The 22,139-nt window shown below is 44.6% G+C and carries 17 protein-coding genes; 6 read left to right on the top strand and 11 right to left on the bottom strand.

Going from position 1 to position 22,139, the window contains the following annotated elements; all coding sequences use genetic code 11:
- Positions 1-579 precede the first annotated feature (579 nt).
- Positions 580-2,007 (bottom strand): cytochrome c oxidase accessory protein CcoG, encoded by a 1,428-nt coding sequence (gene ccoG / locus IEY18_RS15710; protein ID WP_188922575.1) that lies wholly within the window; start codon positions 2,005-2,007, stop codon positions 580-582.
- Between the two features lie 408 nt (positions 2,008-2,415).
- Between ccoG and IEY18_RS15715 the strand changes: the two genes are divergently transcribed.
- Both IEY18_RS15715 and IEY18_RS15720 read left to right on the top strand, forming a co-directional pair.
- A complete protein-coding gene (locus IEY18_RS15715) occupies positions 2,416-2,766 on the top strand; it encodes a hypothetical protein (protein WP_188922723.1) in 351 nt (116 codons plus the stop codon).
- Between the two features lie 117 nt (positions 2,767-2,883).
- Complete coding sequence (locus IEY18_RS15720) at positions 2,884-3,807, top strand: 1,4-dihydroxy-2-naphthoyl-CoA synthase (RefSeq protein ID WP_188922577.1); 924 nt, start codon at positions 2,884-2,886, stop codon at positions 3,805-3,807.
- 171 nt (positions 3,808-3,978) lie between these two features.
- Here the strand turns inward: IEY18_RS15720 and nirD are convergent, their stop codons facing one another.
- From nirD to cobA, 3 genes are read right to left on the bottom strand one after another with little or no spacing between them, the layout of a single operon-like run.
- Entirely contained in the window at positions 3,979-4,305 is a 327-nt protein-coding gene (gene nirD / locus IEY18_RS15725) for a nitrite reductase small subunit NirD (protein WP_188922579.1), read from the bottom strand.
- Positions 4,306-4,314: 9 nt separating this feature from the next.
- Positions 4,315-6,885 carry a nitrite reductase large subunit NirB gene (nirB, locus tag IEY18_RS15730; RefSeq protein WP_188922581.1) on the bottom strand — a complete coding sequence of 857 codons (2,571 nt, stop codon included), beginning with the start codon at positions 6,883-6,885 and terminating at the stop codon, positions 4,315-4,317.
- Positions 6,886-6,905: 20 nt separating this feature from the next.
- Positions 6,906-7,769: a uroporphyrinogen-III C-methyltransferase gene (gene cobA, locus IEY18_RS15735; RefSeq protein ID WP_188922583.1), complete on the bottom strand. Its 864-nt coding sequence runs from the start codon at positions 7,767-7,769 to the stop codon at positions 6,906-6,908.
- Between the two features lie 436 nt (positions 7,770-8,205).
- Between cobA and IEY18_RS15740 the strand changes: the two genes are divergently transcribed.
- A complete protein-coding gene (locus IEY18_RS15740; RefSeq protein WP_188922586.1) occupies positions 8,206-10,956 on the top strand; it encodes a nitrate reductase in 2,751 nt (916 codons plus the stop codon).
- 100 nt (positions 10,957-11,056) lie between these two features.
- Here the strand turns inward: IEY18_RS15740 and IEY18_RS15745 are convergent, their stop codons facing one another.
- A complete protein-coding gene (locus tag IEY18_RS15745; protein WP_188922588.1) occupies positions 11,057-12,295 on the bottom strand; it encodes a multiheme c-type cytochrome in 1,239 nt (412 codons plus the stop codon).
- Between the two features lie 276 nt (positions 12,296-12,571).
- Here IEY18_RS15745 and pyrB point away from each other — a divergent pair, with 276 nt between their 5' ends.
- Positions 12,572-13,507 (top strand): aspartate carbamoyltransferase, encoded by a 936-nt coding sequence (pyrB, locus tag IEY18_RS15750; RefSeq protein WP_188922590.1) that lies wholly within the window; start codon positions 12,572-12,574, stop codon positions 13,505-13,507.
- Positions 13,504-13,962: an aspartate carbamoyltransferase regulatory subunit gene (pyrI, locus tag IEY18_RS15755; RefSeq protein ID WP_188922592.1), complete on the top strand. Its 459-nt coding sequence runs from the start codon at positions 13,504-13,506 to the stop codon at positions 13,960-13,962. Before pyrB ends, pyrI begins: the two co-directional genes overlap by 4 nt.
- A 61-nt stretch (positions 13,963-14,023) precedes the next feature.
- Here pyrI and IEY18_RS15760 read toward each other — a convergent pair whose 3' ends face one another.
- The 5 genes from IEY18_RS15760 to IEY18_RS15780 are packed head-to-tail and all read right to left on the bottom strand — an operon-like array spanning position 14,024 to position 18,629.
- The gene (locus IEY18_RS15760; RefSeq protein WP_188922594.1) at positions 14,024-14,773 is read right to left on the bottom strand and encodes an SDR family oxidoreductase; all 750 of its coding nucleotides are present in this window, start codon (positions 14,771-14,773) and stop codon (positions 14,024-14,026) included.
- A gap of 22 nt (positions 14,774-14,795) precedes the next feature.
- Entirely contained in the window at positions 14,796-15,497 is a 702-nt protein-coding gene (locus tag IEY18_RS15765) for a histidine phosphatase family protein (protein ID WP_188922596.1), read from the bottom strand.
- A gap of 3 nt (positions 15,498-15,500) precedes the next feature.
- Positions 15,501-16,577, bottom strand: coding sequence for a phosphotransferase family protein (locus IEY18_RS15770; protein ID WP_188922598.1), 1,077 nt, complete (start codon positions 16,575-16,577; stop codon positions 15,501-15,503).
- A gap of 4 nt (positions 16,578-16,581) precedes the next feature.
- Positions 16,582-17,412, bottom strand: coding sequence for an SDR family oxidoreductase (locus IEY18_RS15775; RefSeq protein ID WP_188922600.1), 831 nt, complete (start codon positions 17,410-17,412; stop codon positions 16,582-16,584).
- Positions 17,409-18,629 carry an acyl-CoA dehydrogenase family protein gene (locus tag IEY18_RS15780; RefSeq protein WP_188922602.1) on the bottom strand — a complete coding sequence of 407 codons (1,221 nt, stop codon included), beginning with the start codon at positions 18,627-18,629 and terminating at the stop codon, positions 17,409-17,411. Before IEY18_RS15780 ends, IEY18_RS15775 begins: the two co-directional genes overlap by 4 nt.
- Before the next feature lie 210 nt (positions 18,630-18,839).
- On the opposite strand from IEY18_RS15780, the gene IEY18_RS15785 reads away from it, so the two are divergent.
- On the top strand, positions 18,840-19,766 hold the full coding sequence (locus IEY18_RS15785) for a LysR family transcriptional regulator (protein ID WP_229779987.1): 927 nt from the start codon (positions 18,840-18,842) through the stop codon (positions 19,764-19,766).
- Between the two features lie 73 nt (positions 19,767-19,839).
- Here IEY18_RS15785 and IEY18_RS15790 read toward each other — a convergent pair whose 3' ends face one another.
- A complete protein-coding gene (locus IEY18_RS15790; RefSeq protein WP_188922604.1) occupies positions 19,840-21,840 on the bottom strand; it encodes a methyl-accepting chemotaxis protein in 2,001 nt (666 codons plus the stop codon).
- Positions 21,841-22,139 lie beyond the last annotated feature (299 nt).

The following is a 22,139-nucleotide window of genomic DNA, read 5'->3' on the forward strand; positions in this document are numbered from 1 at the left end:
TTCCTAAGAACCGGCTCAATGAATTCTGATTCGCCTAAAAGACTCGGAAGAATCTTCTAAACGTTTGTACATATTGCTATGAACATTCATCTTACATTGAGTAAAATTTTTGATTGCTCATCTTCCCAAAGAAAGAATGAAGCAATTTCGAATAACTCAACACCTGTGAATGTCCACACAGATTTGCTTGTCAACTTGTTAAAGAGCGTTGATATCCTGTTTCAGATATCGCCGATAGCTGCTAGAGCATCTCGGGTCAGGGCTGCGTATTCTACGCATTTCCCCGTGGGCGTCAAGTGCTTTTTTGAAGATTTTTTGCAGGGGTTTAAAACCCTTTCAAAACCTTCTGCACCGATGAATTAACCGAGGCTAATTCTGCGCCCTGACTGGCTTTATCACCTTCTTGCGAAGTTGCTCTGCCGTGTCAGTGGATGCGCATTATAGGGAGATTTTGGAACCGCGCAAGGGCTAAATTGAGGAATTATGGATAAATTCGTTTAAGCGGCTATATATCGCTCAAAAAGAACAAAAAGGGGCCAAAAGCCCCTTTATTTAAATGATACAGAGTGATTTATCGGGTCAATTTCCGAAAAACCTAGACTCTTGTGCCGCACTAATTCGCTCACCATCAATCATTGCTGATGCTTCTATCTCTATTTCTGTCATCGCACGCGAAAGGTCAACAGGGTCTACAGCAATACTGATGGGCAAGGTTAAGACTTCCCCACCATTAATTTTTACAGACTGCGGCCCAATCCATTGGTGGTTTGCCAAGCCTTTCACTGCCAAGTTGAACTCATTCGCTTGCTCAGTCTTATTTAAGATCTTTAAGGTAAAGGTATTTTCAATGAGACCTTGGTTGTTTTCGCGGAACAATTGATTACGGTCACGAATAATATCCACACGGATCGGTGCGATATGAGAACTGGCATAGATAAAGATAAGGATCATCACAGACAGCACAACGCCATAACCAACCAGCTTAGGCCTCAGTACTTTTTGCTTAATACCATCCAGTTTGTTTTCTGTGGTGTAGCTAATCAGGCCTTTTTCATAACCCATGCGCTCCATCGTTTGATCACAAGCATCAATACAAGCGCCACAGTTAATGCATTCATATTGTAAGCCATTACGAATATCTATCCCTGTTGGGCAGACTTGTACACAAAGATCACAGTCGATACAGTCACCCAAACCCAGCTTTTTGTGATCCGCTTTTCTCGAACGAGGCCCGCGATCTTCACCACGCTTGGTATCATAGCCGACAATAAATGTGTTTTTATCGAACATCGCAGACTGGAATCGCGCATAGGGGCACATGTGCAGGCACATAATTTCGCGCATCCACCCCGCATTACCATAAGTCGCTAACGTAAAGAAGGTTACCCAAAAGTAGACTCCTCCATCTGCACTCAAGGTGAAGAAATCGATATAGACTTCCCGAGTAGGAACAAAGTAAGAGACGAAAGTTGTTGCAGTAAAGAACGCAATAGCCAACCAAGCGGCATGTTTCGTGGTTTTTCGCCAAACCTTATTAAAGTCCCAAGGCATTTGGTCAAGGCGCATACGCTTGTTGCGTGCGCCTTCTAATTTTTCTTCAAACCAAATAAAGATAAACGTCCATACCGTTTGCGGGCAAGTGTAGCCACACCAAACGCGACCCAAATACGTCGTAATAAAAAAGAGTCCAAATGCAGCAATCATTAATAAGGCCGCGAGTAACGTCAGATCTTGAGGCCAAATGGTCAAGCCAAAGATATGGAACTTTTGTTCTGCCAAATTAAACCATACGGCTTGGCGCTCCCCCCAAGGAACCCAAGGTAAGAGAATAAAAAACAACATCGCTACCCAGCCCATCTTACGACGCAACTGGGTCCACATACCGTTGATAGCACGAACATAAATTCGGTTACGGGGATTAAATCGGTCGGCTTTATTAGCATCGGGTTGGTGAATCTTAATGCGCTTGGCTTTCGAATGGTCCTTGGGTTTCGATTCTGAATTCATATTTCAGCCTTTACTACTTGAATTGATTAGATTCTTATTGACCATAGCTTTCATCCGAACGCATAGGTTCAATTCAACACTCAGAAAGCACAGATTCAAATGAAAACCGCTTCTTTGCGTTACCTGCATCCCTGAATAGCTTATGTTTAATAAAGCTTTTTTGGAGTCTAGACAATCATACATTAACTAAATCTAATTATTAAGCACGTCACTCACAATCTTTACTGAAATAGATCAAGCTCACACCTTGTTATCCAAACACACATAACAGACTCATTTTAGTGAATCAGGTCGAGCACTTTAAGCTTCGCGTTTTAAGAAAAATATTGTTAGATATGTTAGGTTTGTATAAAAATCGGCTTATTATAGCCTGTATACTCAAGGTTAATCACCAAATTGGACTAAATGATGAAAGGCTGGATAATTTTAGGCATCGCGGTTGGGACCGTGTATTACTTTGCAACAGAAACCGACAAATTGGATAAGCCTATTGCCCAAGCAGAGTCTGTACTCAAAACCGTTGAGCGAAAGGTCGAATCAATGACGGGCACAACCATTATTAAAGTGGATAAGCGAGTTGAGAACCTAAAAGCTGAACTGGCAAGCCGTCTCAGCACGAAAGAGATTACAGCACTGGATGAGCTATTGACTGACACGCATAGTATTGAAGACTTTAAAGAAGATTTTTGCGAAAATATTGAGGCTTCAACGGGGTTATTTACTAAAGAAAACTTACGATACATTTGTGATTCTCTCTAATCAATCACATGGATGCGTTGCTTTTGTTAGCTCAGTTAAAGCTTTCAATAATCAGCATTGACCTCTTGGTTCATTCCGCCTAGCCTTTTACCATTCCTGCGTAGAAGGCAAACAACAATGACAACAAATCAAGAACCATCAAACAACCCTGTCGCTGATATTTTTGATCCCAACCTATGGGATCAAGTTGAAGGGTTTGAATTCGAAGACATCACTTACCACAGAGCCAAAGATCAAGGCACCGTTAGAATCGCATTTAATCGCCCAGATTGCCTAAACTCATTCCGCCCCAAAACAGTCGATGAACTTTACACCGCATTAGACCATGCACGCCAATGGTCAGATGTCGGCTGTGTGTTATTAACCGGTAATGGCCCTTCAGCGAAAGGGCAATGGTCATTTAGCGCCGGTGGCGACCAACGCATTCGTGGCAAAGACGGTTATAAATACGAAGGCAAAGAAGCCGGTACCGCAGATGTGGCTCGAATGGGACGATTACACATTCTTGAAGTGCAACGTCTGATACGCTTTATGCCAAAAGTCGTGATTGCTGTCGTTCCCGGTTGGGCCGTCGGTGGCGGACATAGCTTACACGTTGTCTGTGATTTAACACTGGCCTCGAAGGAACACGCGGTATTCAAACAAACCGATCCTGATGTAGCCAGTTTTGACTCTGGCTATGGCAGTGCTTATCTCGCTAAAATGATCGGGCAAAAACGCGCTAGAGAGATATTCTTCTGCGGTTTTAACTACAGTGCAGACGAAGCATTTGCTATGGGAATGGTCAATAAATCAGTTCCCCATGCCGAGCTAGAAACAGAAGCGCTTACTTGGGCAAAAGAGATTAACTCTAAATCTCCAACGGCTATGCGCATGCTCAAGTATGGTTTCAATATGGCTGATGACGGCTTAGTTGGCCAGCAACTATTTGCAGGGGAAGCCACTCGTTTAGCCTATGGCACCGAAGAAGCACAAGAGGGACGAGATGCCTTCTTAGAAAAACGGGATCAAGACTTCGGTAAATTCCCTTGGCACTATTAACAGGCGAGTAAATGCGTTTACTCCTGAACGATTGTTTGAATAAACTTGAGAGTTAATGCCAAAAGCCCTTCTTTGCCAGTTCCCACGACGTGGACTGATAAAGAAGGGCTTTTATTGTAGACCTTAAGAAAGTTGTTTCATTGCCATATCATCAATGGGCGATAAACACGACTATGGCGCCAACTGTATGTGCTTACCTTGCCGCCTGACTTTATAGGTTTTCAAAGTAACATCTGGCTGCTGTAAACATGCCCCAGTCTTTAAACTAAAATGCTGCTTGTATAACGGGGATGCAACAACTGGCTCACTAGCAATAGAACCAATAATTCCTCGCGATAAAACATTAGCTTGCCCAATCGGATCATAATTGCTTACGGCATATAAGCTATCGGTCGCTGCACAGTGAAAAACAGCAACTTGCTCTTCATTGAACAGGGCACACACACCAGTATTCGGGACCAAATCATCGGTTTGGCAAATTGAAGTCCAAGATTCCATTATCACTCCTTATTCAACAAGTTCTACAACGTTAATGCGATTGTCAGTTGTTTTTGGCAGTCGCTGTTGGCGCACAACGTCATAAGCCAATTGGTCATCGGGTTGTTGGCTATTAATAAAGTGCTGGAAACGCTTCAGCTTTTCAGGGCTTTCTATGGTCGTTTTCCATTCACACTGATATTGAGCAATACTACGAGCCATTTCAGACTCCAACTCATCAGCAATCCCGAGTTTGTCCTCAATCACCACTTGCTTGAGATACGCCAAGCCTCCTTCCAAGCTTTCAAGCCATACTGATGTCCGCTGTAGCCTTTCTGCAGTTCGGATATAAAACATGAGGAAGCGGTCGATATATTTCACAAGCGTCTCATCATCTAGGTCGGATGCAAACAGATCTGCATGACGAGGGCGCATGCCACCATTCCCCCCAACATAAAGGTTCCACCCCTTTTCTGTTGCGATAATACCGACATCTTTAGATTGCGCCTCTGCACATTCACGAGTACAGCCGGATACAGCAAATTTGAGCTTGTGTGGTGAACGCAAACCCTTGTAACGATTTTCTATATCGATTGCGAAACCCAAGCTGTCGTTGACTCCATAACGGCACCAACTGTTGCCCACACAAGATTTTACGGTACGAACGGACTTACCGTAGGCGTGGCCAGTTTCAAAACCCGCATCCACAAGTTTACGCCAGATTAAGGGGAGTTCATGTAGTTGAGCACCAAACAAATCAATGCGTTGACCACCTGTTATTTTGGTATAAAGATCAAACTCTTTTGCCACCTCTCCAAGCACAATAAGTTTGTCTGGCGTCACTTCACCACCAGCGATTCTCGGTACCACAGAGTAGGTTCCATCTTTTTGCATATTCCCCAAGTACACGTCGTTAGTATCTTGCAAGCCTACGTGCTCGTCTTGCAGAACATATTCATTCCAAAACGATGCCAAAATATTACTCACCGTCGGTTTACAAACATCACAACCAAGCCCTTGTCCATGCTCCGCGAGTAAGGATGCAAAAGTTTTAATCTTTTTAACACGAATAATGTCTGCTAACTCAGAACGAGAATAGCTAAAGTGCTCGCATATACTGTTGTCAATTGTATGGCCAAGCGCTTCAAGTTCTGCGTCCATCACCTGTTTAACGAGCGCCCCGCAACCACCACAGCCAGTTGATGCTTTCGTCATCGACTTGATCGCCCCCATATCGGTTGCGCCGTCGCTCACAGCTTGAATAAGATTAGCCTTTGTCACATCAAAACAAGAACAGATTTGCGCGGTTTCGGGTAGTGCCGCAACTCCCACATCTGCAGCTTCTTCCCCTTCGAACGCGGGCAAAATTAATGTCGACGGATGGTTGGGTAAATCCATATCATTCAGCATTAGCTGTAATAGGGTGCCATATGCACTCGCATCGCCAACCAACACAGCCCCAAGCAATTTTTTGTTATCAGCCGAAACGATAATGCGCTTATAGACTTGCTCAACATCATCACTATATGTGTAGGATTGTGATCCCTCTGTCGCCCCATGGGCATCACCGATACTGGCAACATCCACCCCAAGTAATTTGAGTTTCGTGCTCATATCTGCGCCAAGAAACGGTTTTTCTTGCTCAAAAAGATCAGATGCAGCCGTATTTGCCATTGCATAACCCGGTGCAACTAAACCAAATATTTTGTTCTCCCAGAGGGCACACTCACCAATCGCATACACATTCTCTGCGCTAGTACGGCATCGATCGTCAATCACAATCCCACCACGCTCTCCGATGTCAATATTAGCCTGCTTTGCTAGCTCATCTTGCGGACGAATACCAGCGGAAAAAACCAACATATCTGTTTCTAGAAATGAACCATCAGCAAAGTTTAGACGATAACGATGGGTCGTTCCGGCAACAATCTCGGTTGTCGCTTTTTCGGTATGCACCGTCACGCCCAAATCGGTGATTTTTCGACGAAGAAGGCTCGCACCACCGTCATCTAATTGCACAGCCATCAATCGTGGCGCGAACTCGACCACATGGGTTTGTAAACCTAAGTTTTGTAGAGCATTAGCCGCTTCAAGCCCCAGCAAGCCACCACCAATCACGACTCCAACCTGACTTTGCTTACTTGACGCTTCTATGGCCTCTAGGTCGTCAATCGTCCGGTAAACAAGACAATGTGGCTGATCATTTCCAGGAATCGGGGGGACAAAAGGATAAGAACCTGTCGCCAAGACGAGTTTATCGTAGGTTACTCGGCTTCCGTTTTGGGTCGTAACCTGTTGTTGCTTTGTATCAATCGCAACCACCTTATCTGCCAACGTAAAATCCACACCGCGTTGCTTATAATAGTCAGCATCAGTCAATGCTAAGTCTTCTGCAGTTTGACCATTAAAGTAACCACTAAGCTGTACGCGATCATAAGCAAGCCGCGACTCCTCAGAAAATGTTTGCAGCTTAAACTGAGTCGATAAAGCTTCACCGGGCTCAAGAATACTCTTTTGTAATTCGGACTTTTCTAGCATGGTGTCAATAAACTTATGACCCACCATACCATTGCCAACAACAAGTACTTTTACTGTTTTCATGATGCTTCCTTAAAGACAAATTAGGCGGAAAGTTGAGCGAGTTGCTGTGGTGAGAACTCTGCTTGCTGCTGGGCGACTGACTTAAACCAATCCAACTGTTCAGCAAGACTTACGACTTTGCCAACCACAATTAGGGCAGGTGACTGCACTTGATTTAATTCCACAAGTGAAGCGAGCTGATCTAGTTCTCCGCAGATCACACGTTGTTGTGGGCAACAACCATTCTCAATCAAAGCCACAGGGGTGTGCTTGCTTAGGCCGTTATCAACAAGGTTAGTCGCTATAAAATCTGCTTTACTTAACCCCATATAAAACACCAAGGTGTGCTGTATTTGGGCGAGGCTTTTCCAATCAACGGCTAGCTCTGTCTCCGCATGCGCAGTGACAAAGGTGCACCCTTGAGATAAACCACGGTGGGTTAATGGAATACCTGCATAACTGGTGCAGCCCGCACCAGCCGTGATCCCAGGAATGATCTCTACCGCCACGCCCGATTGCTTCAGCAGCAACATTTCTTCACCACCACGACCAAATACAAAAGCATCTCCGCCTTTCAGCCGACAGATATTTTTCCCTTGTCTTGCGTGCTCTAACAAAAGTTGATTGATTTGATCCTGCGGTGTGCTGTGATGATTTTTAGCTTTACCTACATAAATCCTCGGGGTCGCATCCGGAAAGAGCTGACAAATTTCCTCGCTTACCAATCGGTCATAAACAATGAGGTCAGCACCTTGAATCGAGCGAAGTGCTTTGATTGTGAGCAACTCTGGGTCACCGGGCCCCGCCCCTACCAAGCTGACTCGCCCAAGGGTTGAGCTTACTTTTGGCGCTTTCAAGGGAAGCTTTACAACCTCTTTAACTAAGCCGTTTTCTTTACTCTTCATTGTTCATTTCCTTTTACGGGACTTAGCAAAGTGAGAGCAAAGATGGTGCCAAACTCAGAAAAACAAACATAAAAACCATGCAAAAACCATATAAAACAAAGGCTTTAAGTGGGATCAAAACAAACAACCTCACCTATATCAATCAACTTTTAACTATTCTCAACCAATAGAACGCACAACCAGTGTGCAAACAAAGATCAATGTTGTGCAAAAAACATCAAACCTTTGAATTTTAGAGCAATTAACAACTACCACTTTATAGGTATATTTAAAAACACAACCAAACAACCCATTGAAAAAGAAGAAATAAAAATAACAAAAACCACAATTCACAAACCACCACCACCGATTGGCTCAAACCTTGCTTTTTCATTGTTTAGGTTGTGATAAAAGCGACTTGCTTTTTTACATCCCTATTCACTTGGAGGAAGTACAAATGACCCGTAAGCCTGATCAGAGCTGGATTAAATCAACCTGTGCATACTGCGGAGTTGGTTGCGGCATAGAAGCGAAGCCTTTGGCGAACGGCTTGCTGCAAGTGAGAGGTGATAAACACCACCCAGCAAACTTTGGCCAACTCTGCTCCAAAGGTCTCGCTTTAGGGGAGACAGTCACAACCGATGGAAAGCTCACAACCCCCACCATTCACGGCCAAACAAGTGATTGGCAACAAAGCCTGAAATTGGTCGCGGATACGTTTAATAGAACCATTGCCGAGCATGGTCCAGATTCGGTCGCCTTCTATGTATCAGGACAATTGCTCACCGAAGACTATTATCTGGCAAATAAACTAATGAAGGGGTTTATCGGGAGTGGCAACATCGATACCAATTCTCGACTGTGTATGTCCTCTAGTGTTGCTGGACATAAGCGCGCCTTTGGAAGTGACACGGTTGCGGGTTGCTACGAGGATATTGAACATGCTGAACTGATTGTTTTAACGGGTTCAAACCTAGCCTGGTGCCACCCAGTACTATTCCAAAGAATCAAAAAAAGAAAACAAAAGCAGCCCAATTTAAAAGTGGTAGTGATCGATCCGAGAGCAACGGCAACCTGTGAAATTGCAGATCTACATCTAGCGTTAAAGCCCGGCACTGACGTCAAACTGTTCAACGGCTTGCTTCAATATTTGGCAAGTCAAAATAAACTTGATTACGATTACATTCATCAATATACACAAGGATTTGAACAAGCCCTTATCGCGGCATCCGAAGACGCACCAACCCAAAAAGAGACCTCGACTCATACTGACCTTGAGCCTCAAAAGCTAAAGCATTTCTTTGATTGGTTTGCTAACACAGAAAAAGTGATGACGTTTTACTCACAGGGTGTGAATCAATCAAGCCAAGGCACCGATAAGGTCAACGCCATCATTAACTGCCACTTAGCCACGGGGAAAATTGGTAAAGTCGGGAGCTGTCCATTCTCAATCACGGGCCAACCCAATGCGATGGGCGGACGAGAAGTGGGGGGACTAGCCAATACACTTGCAAGCCATATGGAGTTTGGAAACCCTTCTCATCATCAACTAATTAGCGATTACTGGCAAACAGAGAGTCTAGCGACTCAACCAGGACTTAAAGCCGTAGAGCTTTTTGAAGCCATTGAACAAGGTAAAATTAAAGCACTCTGGATTATGGCAACCAACCCAGCCACCAGCCTTCCTGATTCAGCACAGGTCAAACGAGCCCTTGAGGCCTGTCCCTTTGTCGTGGTATCCGATTGCATCGAACAAACCGACACATGTCAACTCGCGGATGTACTGCTACCAGCGCAAGGTTGGGCAGAGAAATCTGGAACGGTCACCAATTCAGAACGCAGAATATCAAGACAACGTCGCCTAATTGCGACCCAAGGTGAAGCAAAGCCAGATTGGTGGATTATTAGTAAGGTTGCCCAGAAAATGGGCTTTCAGAGTGCATTTACGTATCAACATGAAGCAGAGATTTTCTCTGAGTATTGCAAAATGAGCACCCTCGGCACTAGCACTTGCCAACCAAGAGATCTAGACTTGAGTGGTTTGCAAAAGATTAGCATCAGTGACTATATCAATATGACACCACAGCAATGGCCACTCAAACAATATCAACCAGATATTGTTCACCAACGTATGTTTAGTGATGGTCAGTTCTTCACCGACACTGGCAAGGCGCAATTTGTAGCGGTTTGCTCTCAAGCACCGAAATCGCAGCCTACAGAAAATTTTCCATGGGTTCTTAATACAGGTCGTCATCGAGACCAGTGGCATACCATGACTCGTACAGGCCTGTCACCAACACTCAGCAACTTTCAAACAGAACCTTGCTTGCTCGTTAACCCAAAAGACGCCAACAAACTGAACTTGAACACAGATGACATCGCGCGAGTGACCAGCCAAACAGGCGAGCTGACACTTCGGGTCATTTGCAGCCATAGCGTAGCAGAGAAGCAACTATTCTCCCCAATCCATTGGAGCAATACCACATCCAGCCAAGGTAAGGTTTGTCTAGCGATTAGTGCGAACGCTGTGGATTCAATTTCCGGTCAGCCAGAATTCAAACATACGCCAGTTTGCATTGAAAAGGTGCAGTTCTGCAGTGAAGCCCTCATTCTGACACCAGAGATAATCCATACTGACGGCCTCGACTACTGGGTGAAACAAACCGTACCGCAAGGTTTTCTCTATCGTGTTGCAAGTCATCTCTCTATTGAAGCCCTTGCAGATTTAGTTCAACCGCGATTAAACCCCAAGCCTAAACCTCTACACCCTAGCGACAGCTCATCGGCAAGTCCAACATATTCGAACACGGATCCCAAACCAGCGGTCTGCAGCCAGCTTAGCTATCAAGCGAAAGGGGTAGGGTTTCGAGAAGTCTCTTTAGTTCACGGTAAAGTGAGCTCAGGTTTTGTGGTTGCCAATAAAATTGATTTCGAGCAGATGAACTGGTTTGAATCCGTGCTCATGCAACCATTAGGCGTAGATATCTCTCAAAGTTTATACCAAGGGAAAGCTGTCGGCGATCTAGCCCAAGGAAAACTGATTTGTGCCTGCAAACAGGTGAGAAAAAACGTAATTTTGAAGGCCATTCAACAAGAGGAAGCGCCTAATTTATCAACCATCACCCGAATCACTCAAGCCGGCTCTGGTTGTGGCGGGTGTCTCAGCGATATTGATCAGTTATTGGCTGAGCACTCTCTTGTATCTTAATCACGTTGTACCGGATAAAGCTGTAAGTTTCACTCACAAAAAAGCGCCCGAAGGCGCTTTTTTTATCAGTCATATTCGGTCAACAAACCTCGAATACGACTTACTTCTTATGGCTTGCTCGCATTTCTGCTGCTTTCTCTTTAATTTCTTGAAGATCTCGCACCATTTCACTCCAACCGTACCAAAGCGCATAGTCAGGGTTTGCATGGAACGCACCTTGGAAGCCACGCATGCGATGTTTCAAATGCATCTCAAATAAAGTTTGCTCAATCGTTGTGGGTGCATCTTGGAATGTTAGTAAATCAGGGAATGCGTACGCATATCCTTCTGGTTTACGCAAAACACCATCTTTGTATAGCCCCGCAATTTCGCGAATAGCTTGGGCTAACAAATGATCCAAATCGCGGATGAGCTTATCTGCATTTGCTAACTCGTTCTTGGCAAAGTTTTCAGAGTGACATTCACTACAAACCCCAATCATCTTGTTTCGCTCTTTATCAAAAGAAGCTTGGTCAAGACGAGCAACGTCAGCAGCTTTGACAACATCTAAACGCGCTGTTGGCTTGCCTTGTGGATCGAGTACACCTAGCGCCTGCAAAATTGTAATTTGATCCGCTTTCCACTGTGGATCATCTTCAGGAAGCGGCAAACGTACAGCGAGGAAGCCCCATGCCGTGCGCACTTCATGATCGCCATTCACCATATGGCAAGTTTGGCAAGTAGGAGCTGGTGTACCTTCTGGCAAGGTACCATTTTGCTTCAAGAGGTAACGAACACCATGTTTCGACGAAGACCACATTTCCCATTGCGGGTGGTCAAAGCCCATGTGGCATGTTTGACATGCTTGAGGTTGTTGCGCCTCTTTCACCGAGAATGTATGGCGGGTATGGCAAGCGTCACAAGATGCATGACCAAACTTGCTTCCTTGAGCCTTAAGCTTCTCAATTTCTTCTTCCGTTTTTATGCCAAGTTTGTGACACCCCGTACACCCCTTCATACCTTGGTTCAGCGCCATTGGTTGCGCATGCGTTGTTGGCATTGCATTCACTGCAGCCCAAGACATCGCATGCTTACCTTTTGAGAACTCCTCAAAGCGATCCCCATGACAGGTGCCACAAGTTTCAGCGGTAATCGTCACAAGATTATCAACATCTTCAGCAGATGAATGATTACCTTCGTGGCAAGTATCACAGCTAATATCATTCTCGCTGTGCTTACTTAGTTTCCAATCTTTTACTGCGTTTGGCGTCACTTTTTGATGGCACGTAACACACTGATCAGCAGCCATTGCTGGTGCGCAAACGAGTATTGCTAGCAAAGTTAACAATAACCTCATCATATCCGTCCTTTTTATGTGGGTAATATCTGAAAATTATAGATGAGTGGTGTAATTATGCCCAAAGCTTTTTCATGTAAAAAATATACATTTATTCATGTTTGTGGTTCTTCAACCACAAACCGCAATAACGTGAGCTAATTAAAGCAATTTTTCGAATTCAGATATCTGTTTTTAATAAGGGTTTGCTGCGCAATTCAACGAGTGTTCGCTATACTCAAACGCCTGAGGTTGCTAGAATATGAGCCCGGTTTTATATCGGAATAGGAACTCACTCGCATGGCCAACCCGCTCTATCAAAAGCACGTTGTCTCGATTCCTGATTTGTCTCGAACAGAATTAGAATTAATCGTTTCCACTGCAGATAAGCTCAAACAATCTCCCCGCCCCGAACTACTCAAGAACAAAGTCATTGCCAGCTGTTTCTTTGAAGCCTCCACAAGAACAAGACTCTCTTTTGAAACTGCTGTACAGCGACTCGGCGGCAGCATTATCGGCTTCCCCGATGGCGGCAATACCTCAATGAGTAAGAAAGGTGAAACGCTGGCCGATTCTGTTCGGGTCATTTCTTCATACAGTGACGCCTTTTTTATGCGCCACCCACAAGAAGGCGCAGCGAGACTCGCCAGCGAGTTTTCTAGCGTACCGGTGATCAATGGGGGAGACGGCTCTAACCAGCATCCAACTCAAACGCTGTTGGATCTCTATAGTATCTATGAAACCCAAGGTACGTTAGAAAAGTTAAAAGTCGCATTTGTTGGCGATCTCAAGTATGGCCGCACTGTACACTCGTTAACTCAAGCGCTCTCTTTGTTTGATTGTGAGTTCCACTTTATCTCTCCACCAGCGCTAGCAATGCCAGATTACATTACCGAAGAATTAACAGAAAAAGGTATTGTCATTCATGAGCACCAAAAACTTGAATCCGTCATTGATGAACTCGATATTTTATATATCACAAGAGTACAAAAAGAGCGCTTCGATGAAACGGAATACCAGCACATGAAATCAAGCTTTATTCTTAGTGCCGATATGCTGAAAAACGTGAAAGAGAACCTCAAAGTATTGCACCCACTGCCAAGAGTCGACGAAATTACGGTCGACGTCGATAAAACCCCATATGCCTATTATTTTGAGCAAGCAGAAAATGGTGTTTATGCGCGCCAAGCCTTACTCGCGCTCGTTCTAACCAATGAATATGGAGACGACCAATGAAAAAGCAATTACAAGTCGAAGCCATTGCCCACGGCACGGTAATTGACCATATTCCGGCAGGAAAAGGCATCCAAATCCTGAAGTTTTTTAAACTCTCTAGTGGTTCACAACGCATCACCGTCGGCTTAAATCTGCCAAGTGGTGACAATAAGCAAAAAGATCTCATCAAAATCGAAAATACGATTTTTGATGAAAGCCAAGCAAATCAGCTCGCACTCTTTGCTCCACATGCAACGGTAAACTCTATCGAAAACTTTGAAGTGATTGGTAAGTTTAAAGTCGCACTCCCGGAGCAAATCGCAGGGGTTTTTGCCTGCCCAAATAGCAACTGTATCAGTCATGACGAACCAATCCCCAGTCGTTTTAATATTAAACAGACTGAACAAGCATTAAAGCTAAAATGCCACTATTGCGAAAAACTATTTTCCAGTGAGTTATTTACAGAGCTTCATTAAAATTCAGGCTATAAAAAAACCGCCATTCGGCGGTTTTTTTGTTACGTTCCCCATTGAGTCATCAGCTCATTTTTCGAATGAGACTGTCCGGTAAAACGCGCAAAAACCAGTGCAATAGCGCCCACGGCCAACTCGGCACATAGCTATTGGCTTTTTCCTTTTCAATCGCATTAACCATCGCTCGACAGCCCACATCGGTATCAACAATAAACGGAACCGTTTTTACTTTTTCATTAATTTCACTTCGAATAAATCCCGGATGAATACAGGTAACTTTAATAGGCGTCCCCATCACATCAATTCGCATTCCCTCACTCAGCGAAGTGATTGCGGCTTTTGTCGCCGCATAAACGGTCATGGCTCGGCGGAAACCACGTAGCGCACTTATCGAAGAGATGGTCACCAAATGGCCCGCATTTTGGTCTCTGAATATTTGCATGGCCGCTTCAGCCTGTGCAATCGCAGCAATAAAGTTTGTTTCTGCAGTTTGTTTGTTCGCCTCAAAAAAGCCGGTACCAATTGAGGCACCTTTTCCCATCCCTGCATTAATGATGACCCGATCTAAGCGATTAAAATCTTGTCGAAAAGCTTCAAAAACCTCAAACACCTGCTGGTGGTCATTAACATCCAAAGCACGTATAACCACCTTGATGGACGGGTTAACCTGTTCCAATTCTGCCTTTAGCGCTTCTAACCGATCAACACGGCGCGCACATAACGCTAGGTTTCGTCCCATCCGAGCAAACTCAATTGCCATCCCTCGGCCCAAGCCGGAGCTGGCTCCTGTAATCAATATGTTTTCCCTTTTCATCTTGGTATCGGCCTTTTTGGTTTTATTTATACGTGATTAGGTGTCGGTTTATCTGGCTATCAAAGACGCTGTGTTCATTGCTACTCGATAAATACACCTTTCCTCGACTCACAACGAGTTTCGTTACCCCACAATTCACCAGCATTCGGTTTACCTGCATCAAACTCGTTTTTGGCAAGCCTAATTGCTGCATCATAATGACGCTAATCGGGCCTCCCGAGGTAAATACAACTGCCGATTTTAATTCTTGCTTGACTAGTTTTTCACTAAGTTGCTGCACTTCGGATATCACCCGTTGCTGAAACTCTTGCCAGGTTTCTAAGCCCTCAACCTTTTGACCACTTAACCAACGCTCAATTGAGGCCAAAAACAACGCCATAAATGCTCGTTGAGGGTCTTTTTGCGTCGACAAGTAAGACTTTACGCCTTGCGGCGTAGCAAACTCAGCCCGATAAGCTGCCAATATCTTTTGATGATCAAACTCATTCCATGCGCATACAGACTGAGGGGGCTGGTAAGGCGTTATTCCTTGGGCTAAAACATGTGTCATGGTTTGCTGGTGGCGCTCCATATCGCCACTTAAAATGACATCTGGGTTTGGTAAACGCTGTGCAAAAGCCTTGCCCAACACACATGCTTGCTGAACCCCAAGTTCAGAGAGCTGATCATAGTTGTCAGCACCAAAGCTTGCTTGGCCATGACGAATCAAATAAATTGCCGCCATACTTTAAGATTTCCCTTGTTGTTGAATTGCCTTTTTACAACGCCATAATAGGTAATGAACCACAATCCAAAATTGCTTGTAAGCTGGGTTTTTCGTCTGCTTGTGGTGATAGCGATAGTAAATTTGCTGCACAATCGCAGCTAAACGGAACAAACCATACACCTCATAAAAAGTGAAGCTATCGATCTGCAGGTTCATTTTTTCACAATAGTATTCGATAACCTGCTTACGCGTCAGCATGCCTTCGAGGTGTGTTGGCTGCCGGCGTGTCATTTGTGCTAAAAAGTCATCTTCTTTTTCAACCCAGTATGCAAGGGTGTTTCCTAAGTCCATCAGCGGGTCGCCTAAGGTCGCCAGCTCCCAGTCCAAAACTCCAATCACCTGCGTGATCTCTTGCTCATTTAACACTAAATTATCAAAGCGAAAATCATTGTGGGTTAAACAGATGGTTTCATTTGCTGGAATGTTCGCAGCAAGCCAATCCATAACATATTTACCCGATGGCACATTCCAAGTTTTTGCTTTTTTAAAACGCTCACTCCACCCTTGAATTTGCCGCTGGGTATATCCCTCTCCTTTGGCTAAATGACTCAAACCTGCACTCTGATAATCCACTTGATGCAATTGAATCATACTATCAAGCATGTTGTGGCATAGCTGCTGGGTTTGCTCTGGGCTCAGACGCAATCCTTTGGGGAGGTTTTGCCTTGGAATTACTCCTGTGAGTTTCTCCATCACATAGAACTCGGCTCCGATGATCGATTCATCATCGCAATGGGCAAGCATTGTCGGCACATAGTTATACACGGGCTTGAGTGCAGCTTGCAGGCGATATTCACGCCCCATATCATGTGCCCCTTTCGCTTTTGTTCCTTTGGGCGCTCTACGCAGAATCAGTTGCTTATTTTCATAGGTTAAACAATAGGTCCAGTTCGAAGCACCGCCAGAATATTGCTCAACTCGAGGAATGCCCTGCAGATCGCTAATGTGTTGCTTTAGCCAAGGGTCGATTGACGCCACATCAAGTTCTTCACCTTGACGTACCGTTTTAGGTTTATCGAGAATTGACGAATTCGACATCGTATTAACCTCCCTGTTGTCTCAATTTGAATGTTTTTTTAAGAATTAAATTGAGATACCAAGCTTGCGGCATAAACCGTTTTAACCAAAAAGCCTTGATGGCTTCTTTATGGGTTTGGATCATAAATTGTTTCTGGCCCACGGCCTGATAAGTGATGTCGGCAATGCCCTCTGCATCGATACTTGCTCGCTCAAAGAGCTTGTTCATCACCGAGCGCATTCCTTCATTGCTTGAGCGCAAGCTTTCGCCTAAGTGAGTTTTGAAAAAGCTTGGACACAGCACACTCACACTAATGTTGTAATCGGCAAGCTCATAAAACATCGTTTCAGAAAAGCTCACAACGGCTGCCTTTGAAGCGTTATAGCTTGCCATCATAGGAACCGGGGTTAATGCAGCTTGCGAGGCAATGTTGATAAAATAGCCATGCCCCTGCAGTTTAAATACCGGAGTAAATGCCTGTGTCATTCGAACCATTCCCAAGACATTGATGTTTAGGATCCATTGCCATTGCTCGATTGTTTCACTTTCAAGCTCCCCTGCGGTCGCAACACCTGCATTATTAATCACGATATCCACCCCACCCCATTTGGCAAGGAGCACCTCTTTGACGTCGTTAATTTGCGCTTCGTTAGTAATATCACAATGGAGATACAGCCCCTCACCACCGCATGCATTGACTTCAGCAAGTGCTTCCGCACCACGCTCATCATTTTTATCGACAATGCAGACTTGGCTTCCAGCTTTGGCCCATCGCAGTGCAAGTGCGCGACCTAGCCCCGAAGCGCCCCCAGTGATTAAAACCCTCTTTTGTTTATCTGGCTGACTGTTTGTCATCGGTATTTCCTCATCTCAAGGCGTGACACCATAGCCATATGCACTTCATCTGGACCATCCGCTAACCTTAAGCTTCGAGCCATTGCAGCAAATCCTGCTAGCGGGAAGTCGTGGCACAAACCCGCACCGCCATGAATTTGTATCGACATATCAACAACCGTCTGTAACATGTTTGGGACCACGACTTTGATCATAGAAATCTCAGTCATGGCATTCTTCACTCCCAAGTTATCAATCTTCCAGGCCGCGTTGAGGGTCAATAACCTTGCTTGATCGATCAACATTCGCGCCTGACTTACTCGCTCCAAATTACCACCAAGCTTAATAATCGGCTGACCAAATGCATTGCGAGTTGTGCCCCTTTGAATCATCAGTTCGAGTGCTCGCTCTGCTGCACCAATAGCACGCATACAGTGATGAATACGACCGGGGCCAAGGCGACCTTGAGCGATCGCAAACCCTTTACCCATCCCCATAATCAAGTTGGATTTTGGCACCCGAACATCATCAAAAACCATTTCACCATGACCATAAGGGGCATCATATTCACCATAGGCTGTTAGCATGCGCTCAATACGCACTCCTGGTGTATCTAGCGGTACCAAAACCATGCTGTGTTGTTGGTGTTTATCGGCCTCAGGGTTTGATAGCCCCATAAAAATGGCAACTTTGGCATTGGGATGGCCCAATCCTGTTGTCCACCATTTTCTGCCATTTAAAACCAATGAGTCCCCGTCATCGACAATTGTTGCTTGCATATTGGTGGCATCAGATGAAGCCACATCAGGCTCTGTCATCGCAAATACCGAGCGAATTTCGCCGGCTAATAAAGGCTGTAACCACTGCTGCTTCTGTAACTCATCACCAAAGTGATAGAGAACTTCCATGTTGCCGGTGTCCGGCGCATTGCAATTAAAGATTTCTGGAGCGTAAAAGCAGCGACCCGTTTCTTCAGCGAGAGGGGCGTACTCTAGACAGCTCAACCCCTGGGCAAGTACTTCATCAGGAAGAAATAGATTCCACAGCCCTTGCTCTTTCGCTTGCTGCTTTAACGCCTCGATCGTTGGCGTTGTTTGCCATGTTTGCCAATTATCACCCGAGTTCATCTGCTTATTTTCAGCGGTAATTTGTCCTTCGACCGGCAAAACCTTTTCGTTAATAAAAGTCCTCACTCGTGCCAAGTACGCTTGGGTTTTCTCGTTATGTGAAAAGTCCATTTGGGTTCCTTCTAGCCAATCCAATATTCAGAGTTGTGACGAGAAACGTGGCTTACTGAGCAAACATTGTGCGCCAAAACCCGATCAAGATCACATTAATACATAGACACAAGTTAACGGATCCCTTAGGTTGAATGAAATGAAATGATTTACCACCAGAGTGTGAATCTGATTCATAATTAAAATGTAGAAACAAAAAGGCTGTAGACCATGTCCACAATCAGCACATCAAAGGCAATTCAGCAACTGGACTTAAACTTACTGAAAGTTTTTGAAAGCCTATATAGAGAAAGGAATATGACTCAAACGGCCAAGGTTTTATTTATAACGCCCTCGGCAGTAAGTCATGCAATGAAGCGGTTAAGAGAGGCTTTAGGTGATCCACTATTTGTTCGCCAAGGCCAACTGATGCAACCGACTCCCGCCTGTGACAGGATGGCTCCGCAATTACTTGATGGACTGATTCGGATTCGGCAGATTCTGCAGCAATGTGGTGCCTTTGATCTCGCAACAACGGAACAAACATTCTCTTTGAGCATCCATGATGCACTCGAAGCAATGACTATTCCTTCAATTATCAAGGACGTGAACCAATACGCTCCCAATGCGAAATTGGCCAGTATTAAATTAGATCGAGACAATATGTCACGCCAGCTCGCATCAGGGCAGATTGATGTAGCAATTGATGTCGCCATGCCACTGAAGTCGCCGATTCATCACTATAAACTTTCAAGTGATCCATTCTGTGTGCTGATGAATGCGAATCACAAACTGGCATCATCACTTGATCAGAAATCCTATATTGCCGCTGAACATATTGCTGTTTCCCTACGAGCTTCTGGCCGTGTCGTTGAAGATTTAGCACTTCAACAACAAGGCGTAAATCGCAAGATCGGTGTACGTTGCCAAAACTATCAAACCGCTAAAGATATTCTCAAGCATTCATCTGCATTATTGACTCTTCCGAAGTTGATCGCACAACAATTGGTGGATAGGGAGTTAGTAATTACTCACCTACCTTTTCAGATATCAGATGTAGAAACACGGTTGTATTGGCATAAAAATACCGAAGAAGATGAAGCGATGATTTGGCTAAGAAAGCTTCTTATTCGCAAGTTTGATGCGTTAAAGCAATAAATCAACCTAAACCAAATAACCTCGAAAGATTACAAGCCACGGCTTGAAGGGAATCATTGCCATGGCTTACACGCTATAACTTAAATTGAGCCACCAGCTCATGCTGTTTCGTCGACAACTCTGTTTGCTCTGCGGCGGCGGTAGAAATCTGATTCCCCGCGTCAGCACTCATTTCAGCCAAATCATTAATGGTTCGAATATTAACCGCAACTTCATTGGTTGCTGCAACTTGTTCTTCGGCGGCGGTGGCCACCTGATTACACATATCTGTAATCATCACGATTGCACTATTTATTTCCACAAGCTTATCTTTAACCGACACCGTTTGCTCAAGGGATTCCTTTACATGGGCAAAGCTCGATTCAATCGACTTAGAAACATCATCTGCTTCCAATTGAAACCCTGTCACCATCTGTTCTATTTTCTGAGTCGACTCTTGTGTTCTTTGGGCAAGGGTTCTCACTTCATCTGCAACAACTGCAAATCCACGCCCTTGTTCTCCTGCACGTGCAGCCTCAATAGCTGCATTCAACGCTAATAAATTCGTTTGCTCTGCAATCCCTTTAATCACATCTACAATCTCATTAATGGCTTTACTCGAATCTCTAAGTTGCAACACCTGCGAGTTTGCCAAAGTCATTTGCTCATTCAGTTCACTCATATTGCTGTAATTACTTTCAACCTCACTCATCCCCTCTGAGCTCAAATCGGCCGCTTGATTAGCCGACTCAACCGTTCGTGCCGTACTACTGGCGATTTCATTCACGGTCGCGGTCATCTCTTCTGTAGCACTTGCTGCTTGCGCGGTTTCAAGGCTTTGACGCTCTAGGCTTTTGGCATTCTCAGCGACAGATGCACTGGTTTGTTCCGCTGCAGTTGCCAGCTGCACACTACTCGCCTCCACTTCTTTGAGCATGTCACTAAATACCACCAGCATTTGGTTCAAGCTATTGGCACTGGTACCAAGCTCATCGGTCGACTGCACTTTTGTCCGAAGTGATAAATCTTTTTGCTTTGCAACACTATCAATGGTCTCTGCTAAATTGAGGGCTTGATGGATTAGTAATCGTGAGACAACGACGGAAAGCACTAACGTTATCAGCACAATAACCAAGGTGAGAATTGAAGAGTACAAAATCGCTTGGCTCGCTGCATTGTCGAGGTTGCTCACTAACTCATGGATATCACTAGCAAGATTATCTTCTAATGATTTCAGCTGGTTGATTCGCGCTGTCGACTTTTGAAACCACTCTTGCCCAGTCACACCAAAATTACCTTCAATATATTTTTGGTTGGCGATGGCGCGAATTTCTTGAACTCGAATAGCATCTGAACTGCTGCGAATCGCGTTTAACTGTTGCATTTGTGCTGGCGATGCAAACTGTTCAAAAATCTTTAAATAAGCTTGCTGAAAAGACTCAAGCATCACGACTTTTCGGTAGATCCCCGGCGGAAAAGAGCCTTTTGAAAGCGCGATATTTAAAATTGCTCGCTCCTGTCCAGCTGACTCTTTTGCTTGCATGAAAGTGTAATAATTTCTTAGCCGTGTCGTAAGCTCACCTTGGGTAGACAAATTAGCGATTGAGCCACTTAAGCTTAAAATAGAAGCATTTAGATCCGTAAAGTACTTTGCAGCATTGGGCGCAGATATTGCGAGTTGATCAACACGTGTACGCAACTGCGGTAACTTATCTAACTCCGCAAGAATACGTTCAAGACTTTGCTGGATCTTGGGTTGCTCAGCCTTTAAAAAGTCACCCAACTCCCGAATGAATTCGACTTCTTTTCGGATCACACCATCTGTGACTTGTCTTTGGTTGGCTAGAGTATCTTTAAATGCCGCGCCACCAGAACCAATAAACCCTGTAGTCGCCCCTCGCTCCTTTTGAAGCTCGTGCACAATCAAGCTTCCAGTGATGGACAAGTCCACAAGCGGGCTGATTTGGTTTACCACTGACTTTTCATGAATTGCTGCATTTAGGTTGTAACCTGCAAAAATAATGGCCCCAAGAACTGGAGGTAGAAGCAAAGCAATAAGCTTTTTGCGAAATGATAAGTTGCGGATTTGTTTCATTCAAACTCCCAGCAGTTTTATAACAGAGCCTCTAATCGCACCCTTTCAAGTGGATGCAAAAAGCACGGTTGTATTTGTTAAAGTATATATGGGGAAAATAAATCCACAGAAAATTTAATCAACAACGCTAACCTTGCAAAACAGTTGCTTGGGTGACCGTCCTCGATGCGCCATCAACGCACTTCAAATACTGTTTTTTCTAAAATCATCAACACACAATGCAGACCATTGACGCAAGATCGCCTTAGTGAACTATGCTTATTAGCTATTAACACATGACCTTAAATTATTGTGCTAAC

Origin of the sequence: Shewanella gelidii (assembly GCF_014647855.1) — a bacterium.
Classification (GTDB): Bacteria; Pseudomonadota; Gammaproteobacteria; order Enterobacterales; family Shewanellaceae; genus Shewanella; species Shewanella gelidii.

Excerpts from the sequence above, each read along its gene's own strand:
- ccoG (WP_188922575.1), bottom strand. The coding sequence starts at position 2,007 with ATGAATTCAGAATCGAAACCCAAGGACCATTCGAAAGCCAAGCGCATT.
- IEY18_RS15715 (WP_188922723.1), top strand. The coding sequence starts at position 2,416 with ATGAAAGGCTGGATAATTTTAGGCATCGCGGTTGGGACCGTGTATTAC.
- IEY18_RS15720 (WP_188922577.1), top strand. The coding sequence starts at position 2,884 with ATGACAACAAATCAAGAACCATCAAACAACCCTGTCGCTGATATTTTT.
- nirD (WP_188922579.1), bottom strand. The coding sequence starts at position 4,305 with ATGGAATCTTGGACTTCAATTTGCCAAACCGATGATTTGGTCCCGAAT.
- nirB (WP_188922581.1), bottom strand. The coding sequence starts at position 6,885 with ATGAAAACAGTAAAAGTACTTGTTGTTGGCAATGGTATGGTGGGTCAT.
- cobA (WP_188922583.1), bottom strand. The coding sequence starts at position 7,769 with ATGAAGAGTAAAGAAAACGGCTTAGTTAAAGAGGTTGTAAAGCTTCCC.
- IEY18_RS15740 (WP_188922586.1), top strand. The coding sequence starts at position 8,206 with ATGACCCGTAAGCCTGATCAGAGCTGGATTAAATCAACCTGTGCATAC.
- IEY18_RS15745 (WP_188922588.1), bottom strand. The coding sequence starts at position 12,295 with ATGATGAGGTTATTGTTAACTTTGCTAGCAATACTCGTTTGCGCACCA.
- pyrB (WP_188922590.1), top strand. The coding sequence starts at position 12,572 with ATGGCCAACCCGCTCTATCAAAAGCACGTTGTCTCGATTCCTGATTTG.
- pyrI (WP_188922592.1), top strand. The coding sequence starts at position 13,504 with ATGAAAAAGCAATTACAAGTCGAAGCCATTGCCCACGGCACGGTAATT.
- IEY18_RS15760 (WP_188922594.1), bottom strand. The coding sequence starts at position 14,773 with ATGAAAAGGGAAAACATATTGATTACAGGAGCCAGCTCCGGCTTGGGC.
- IEY18_RS15765 (WP_188922596.1), bottom strand. The coding sequence starts at position 15,497 with ATGGCGGCAATTTATTTGATTCGTCATGGCCAAGCAAGCTTTGGTGCT.
- IEY18_RS15770 (WP_188922598.1), bottom strand. The coding sequence starts at position 16,577 with ATGTCGAATTCGTCAATTCTCGATAAACCTAAAACGGTACGTCAAGGT.
- IEY18_RS15775 (WP_188922600.1), bottom strand. The coding sequence starts at position 17,412 with ATGACAAACAGTCAGCCAGATAAACAAAAGAGGGTTTTAATCACTGGG.
- IEY18_RS15780 (WP_188922602.1), bottom strand. The coding sequence starts at position 18,629 with ATGGACTTTTCACATAACGAGAAAACCCAAGCGTACTTGGCACGAGTG.
- IEY18_RS15785 (WP_229779987.1), top strand. The coding sequence starts at position 18,840 with ATGTCCACAATCAGCACATCAAAGGCAATTCAGCAACTGGACTTAAAC.
- IEY18_RS15790 (WP_188922604.1), bottom strand. The coding sequence starts at position 21,840 with ATGAAACAAATCCGCAACTTATCATTTCGCAAAAAGCTTATTGCTTTG.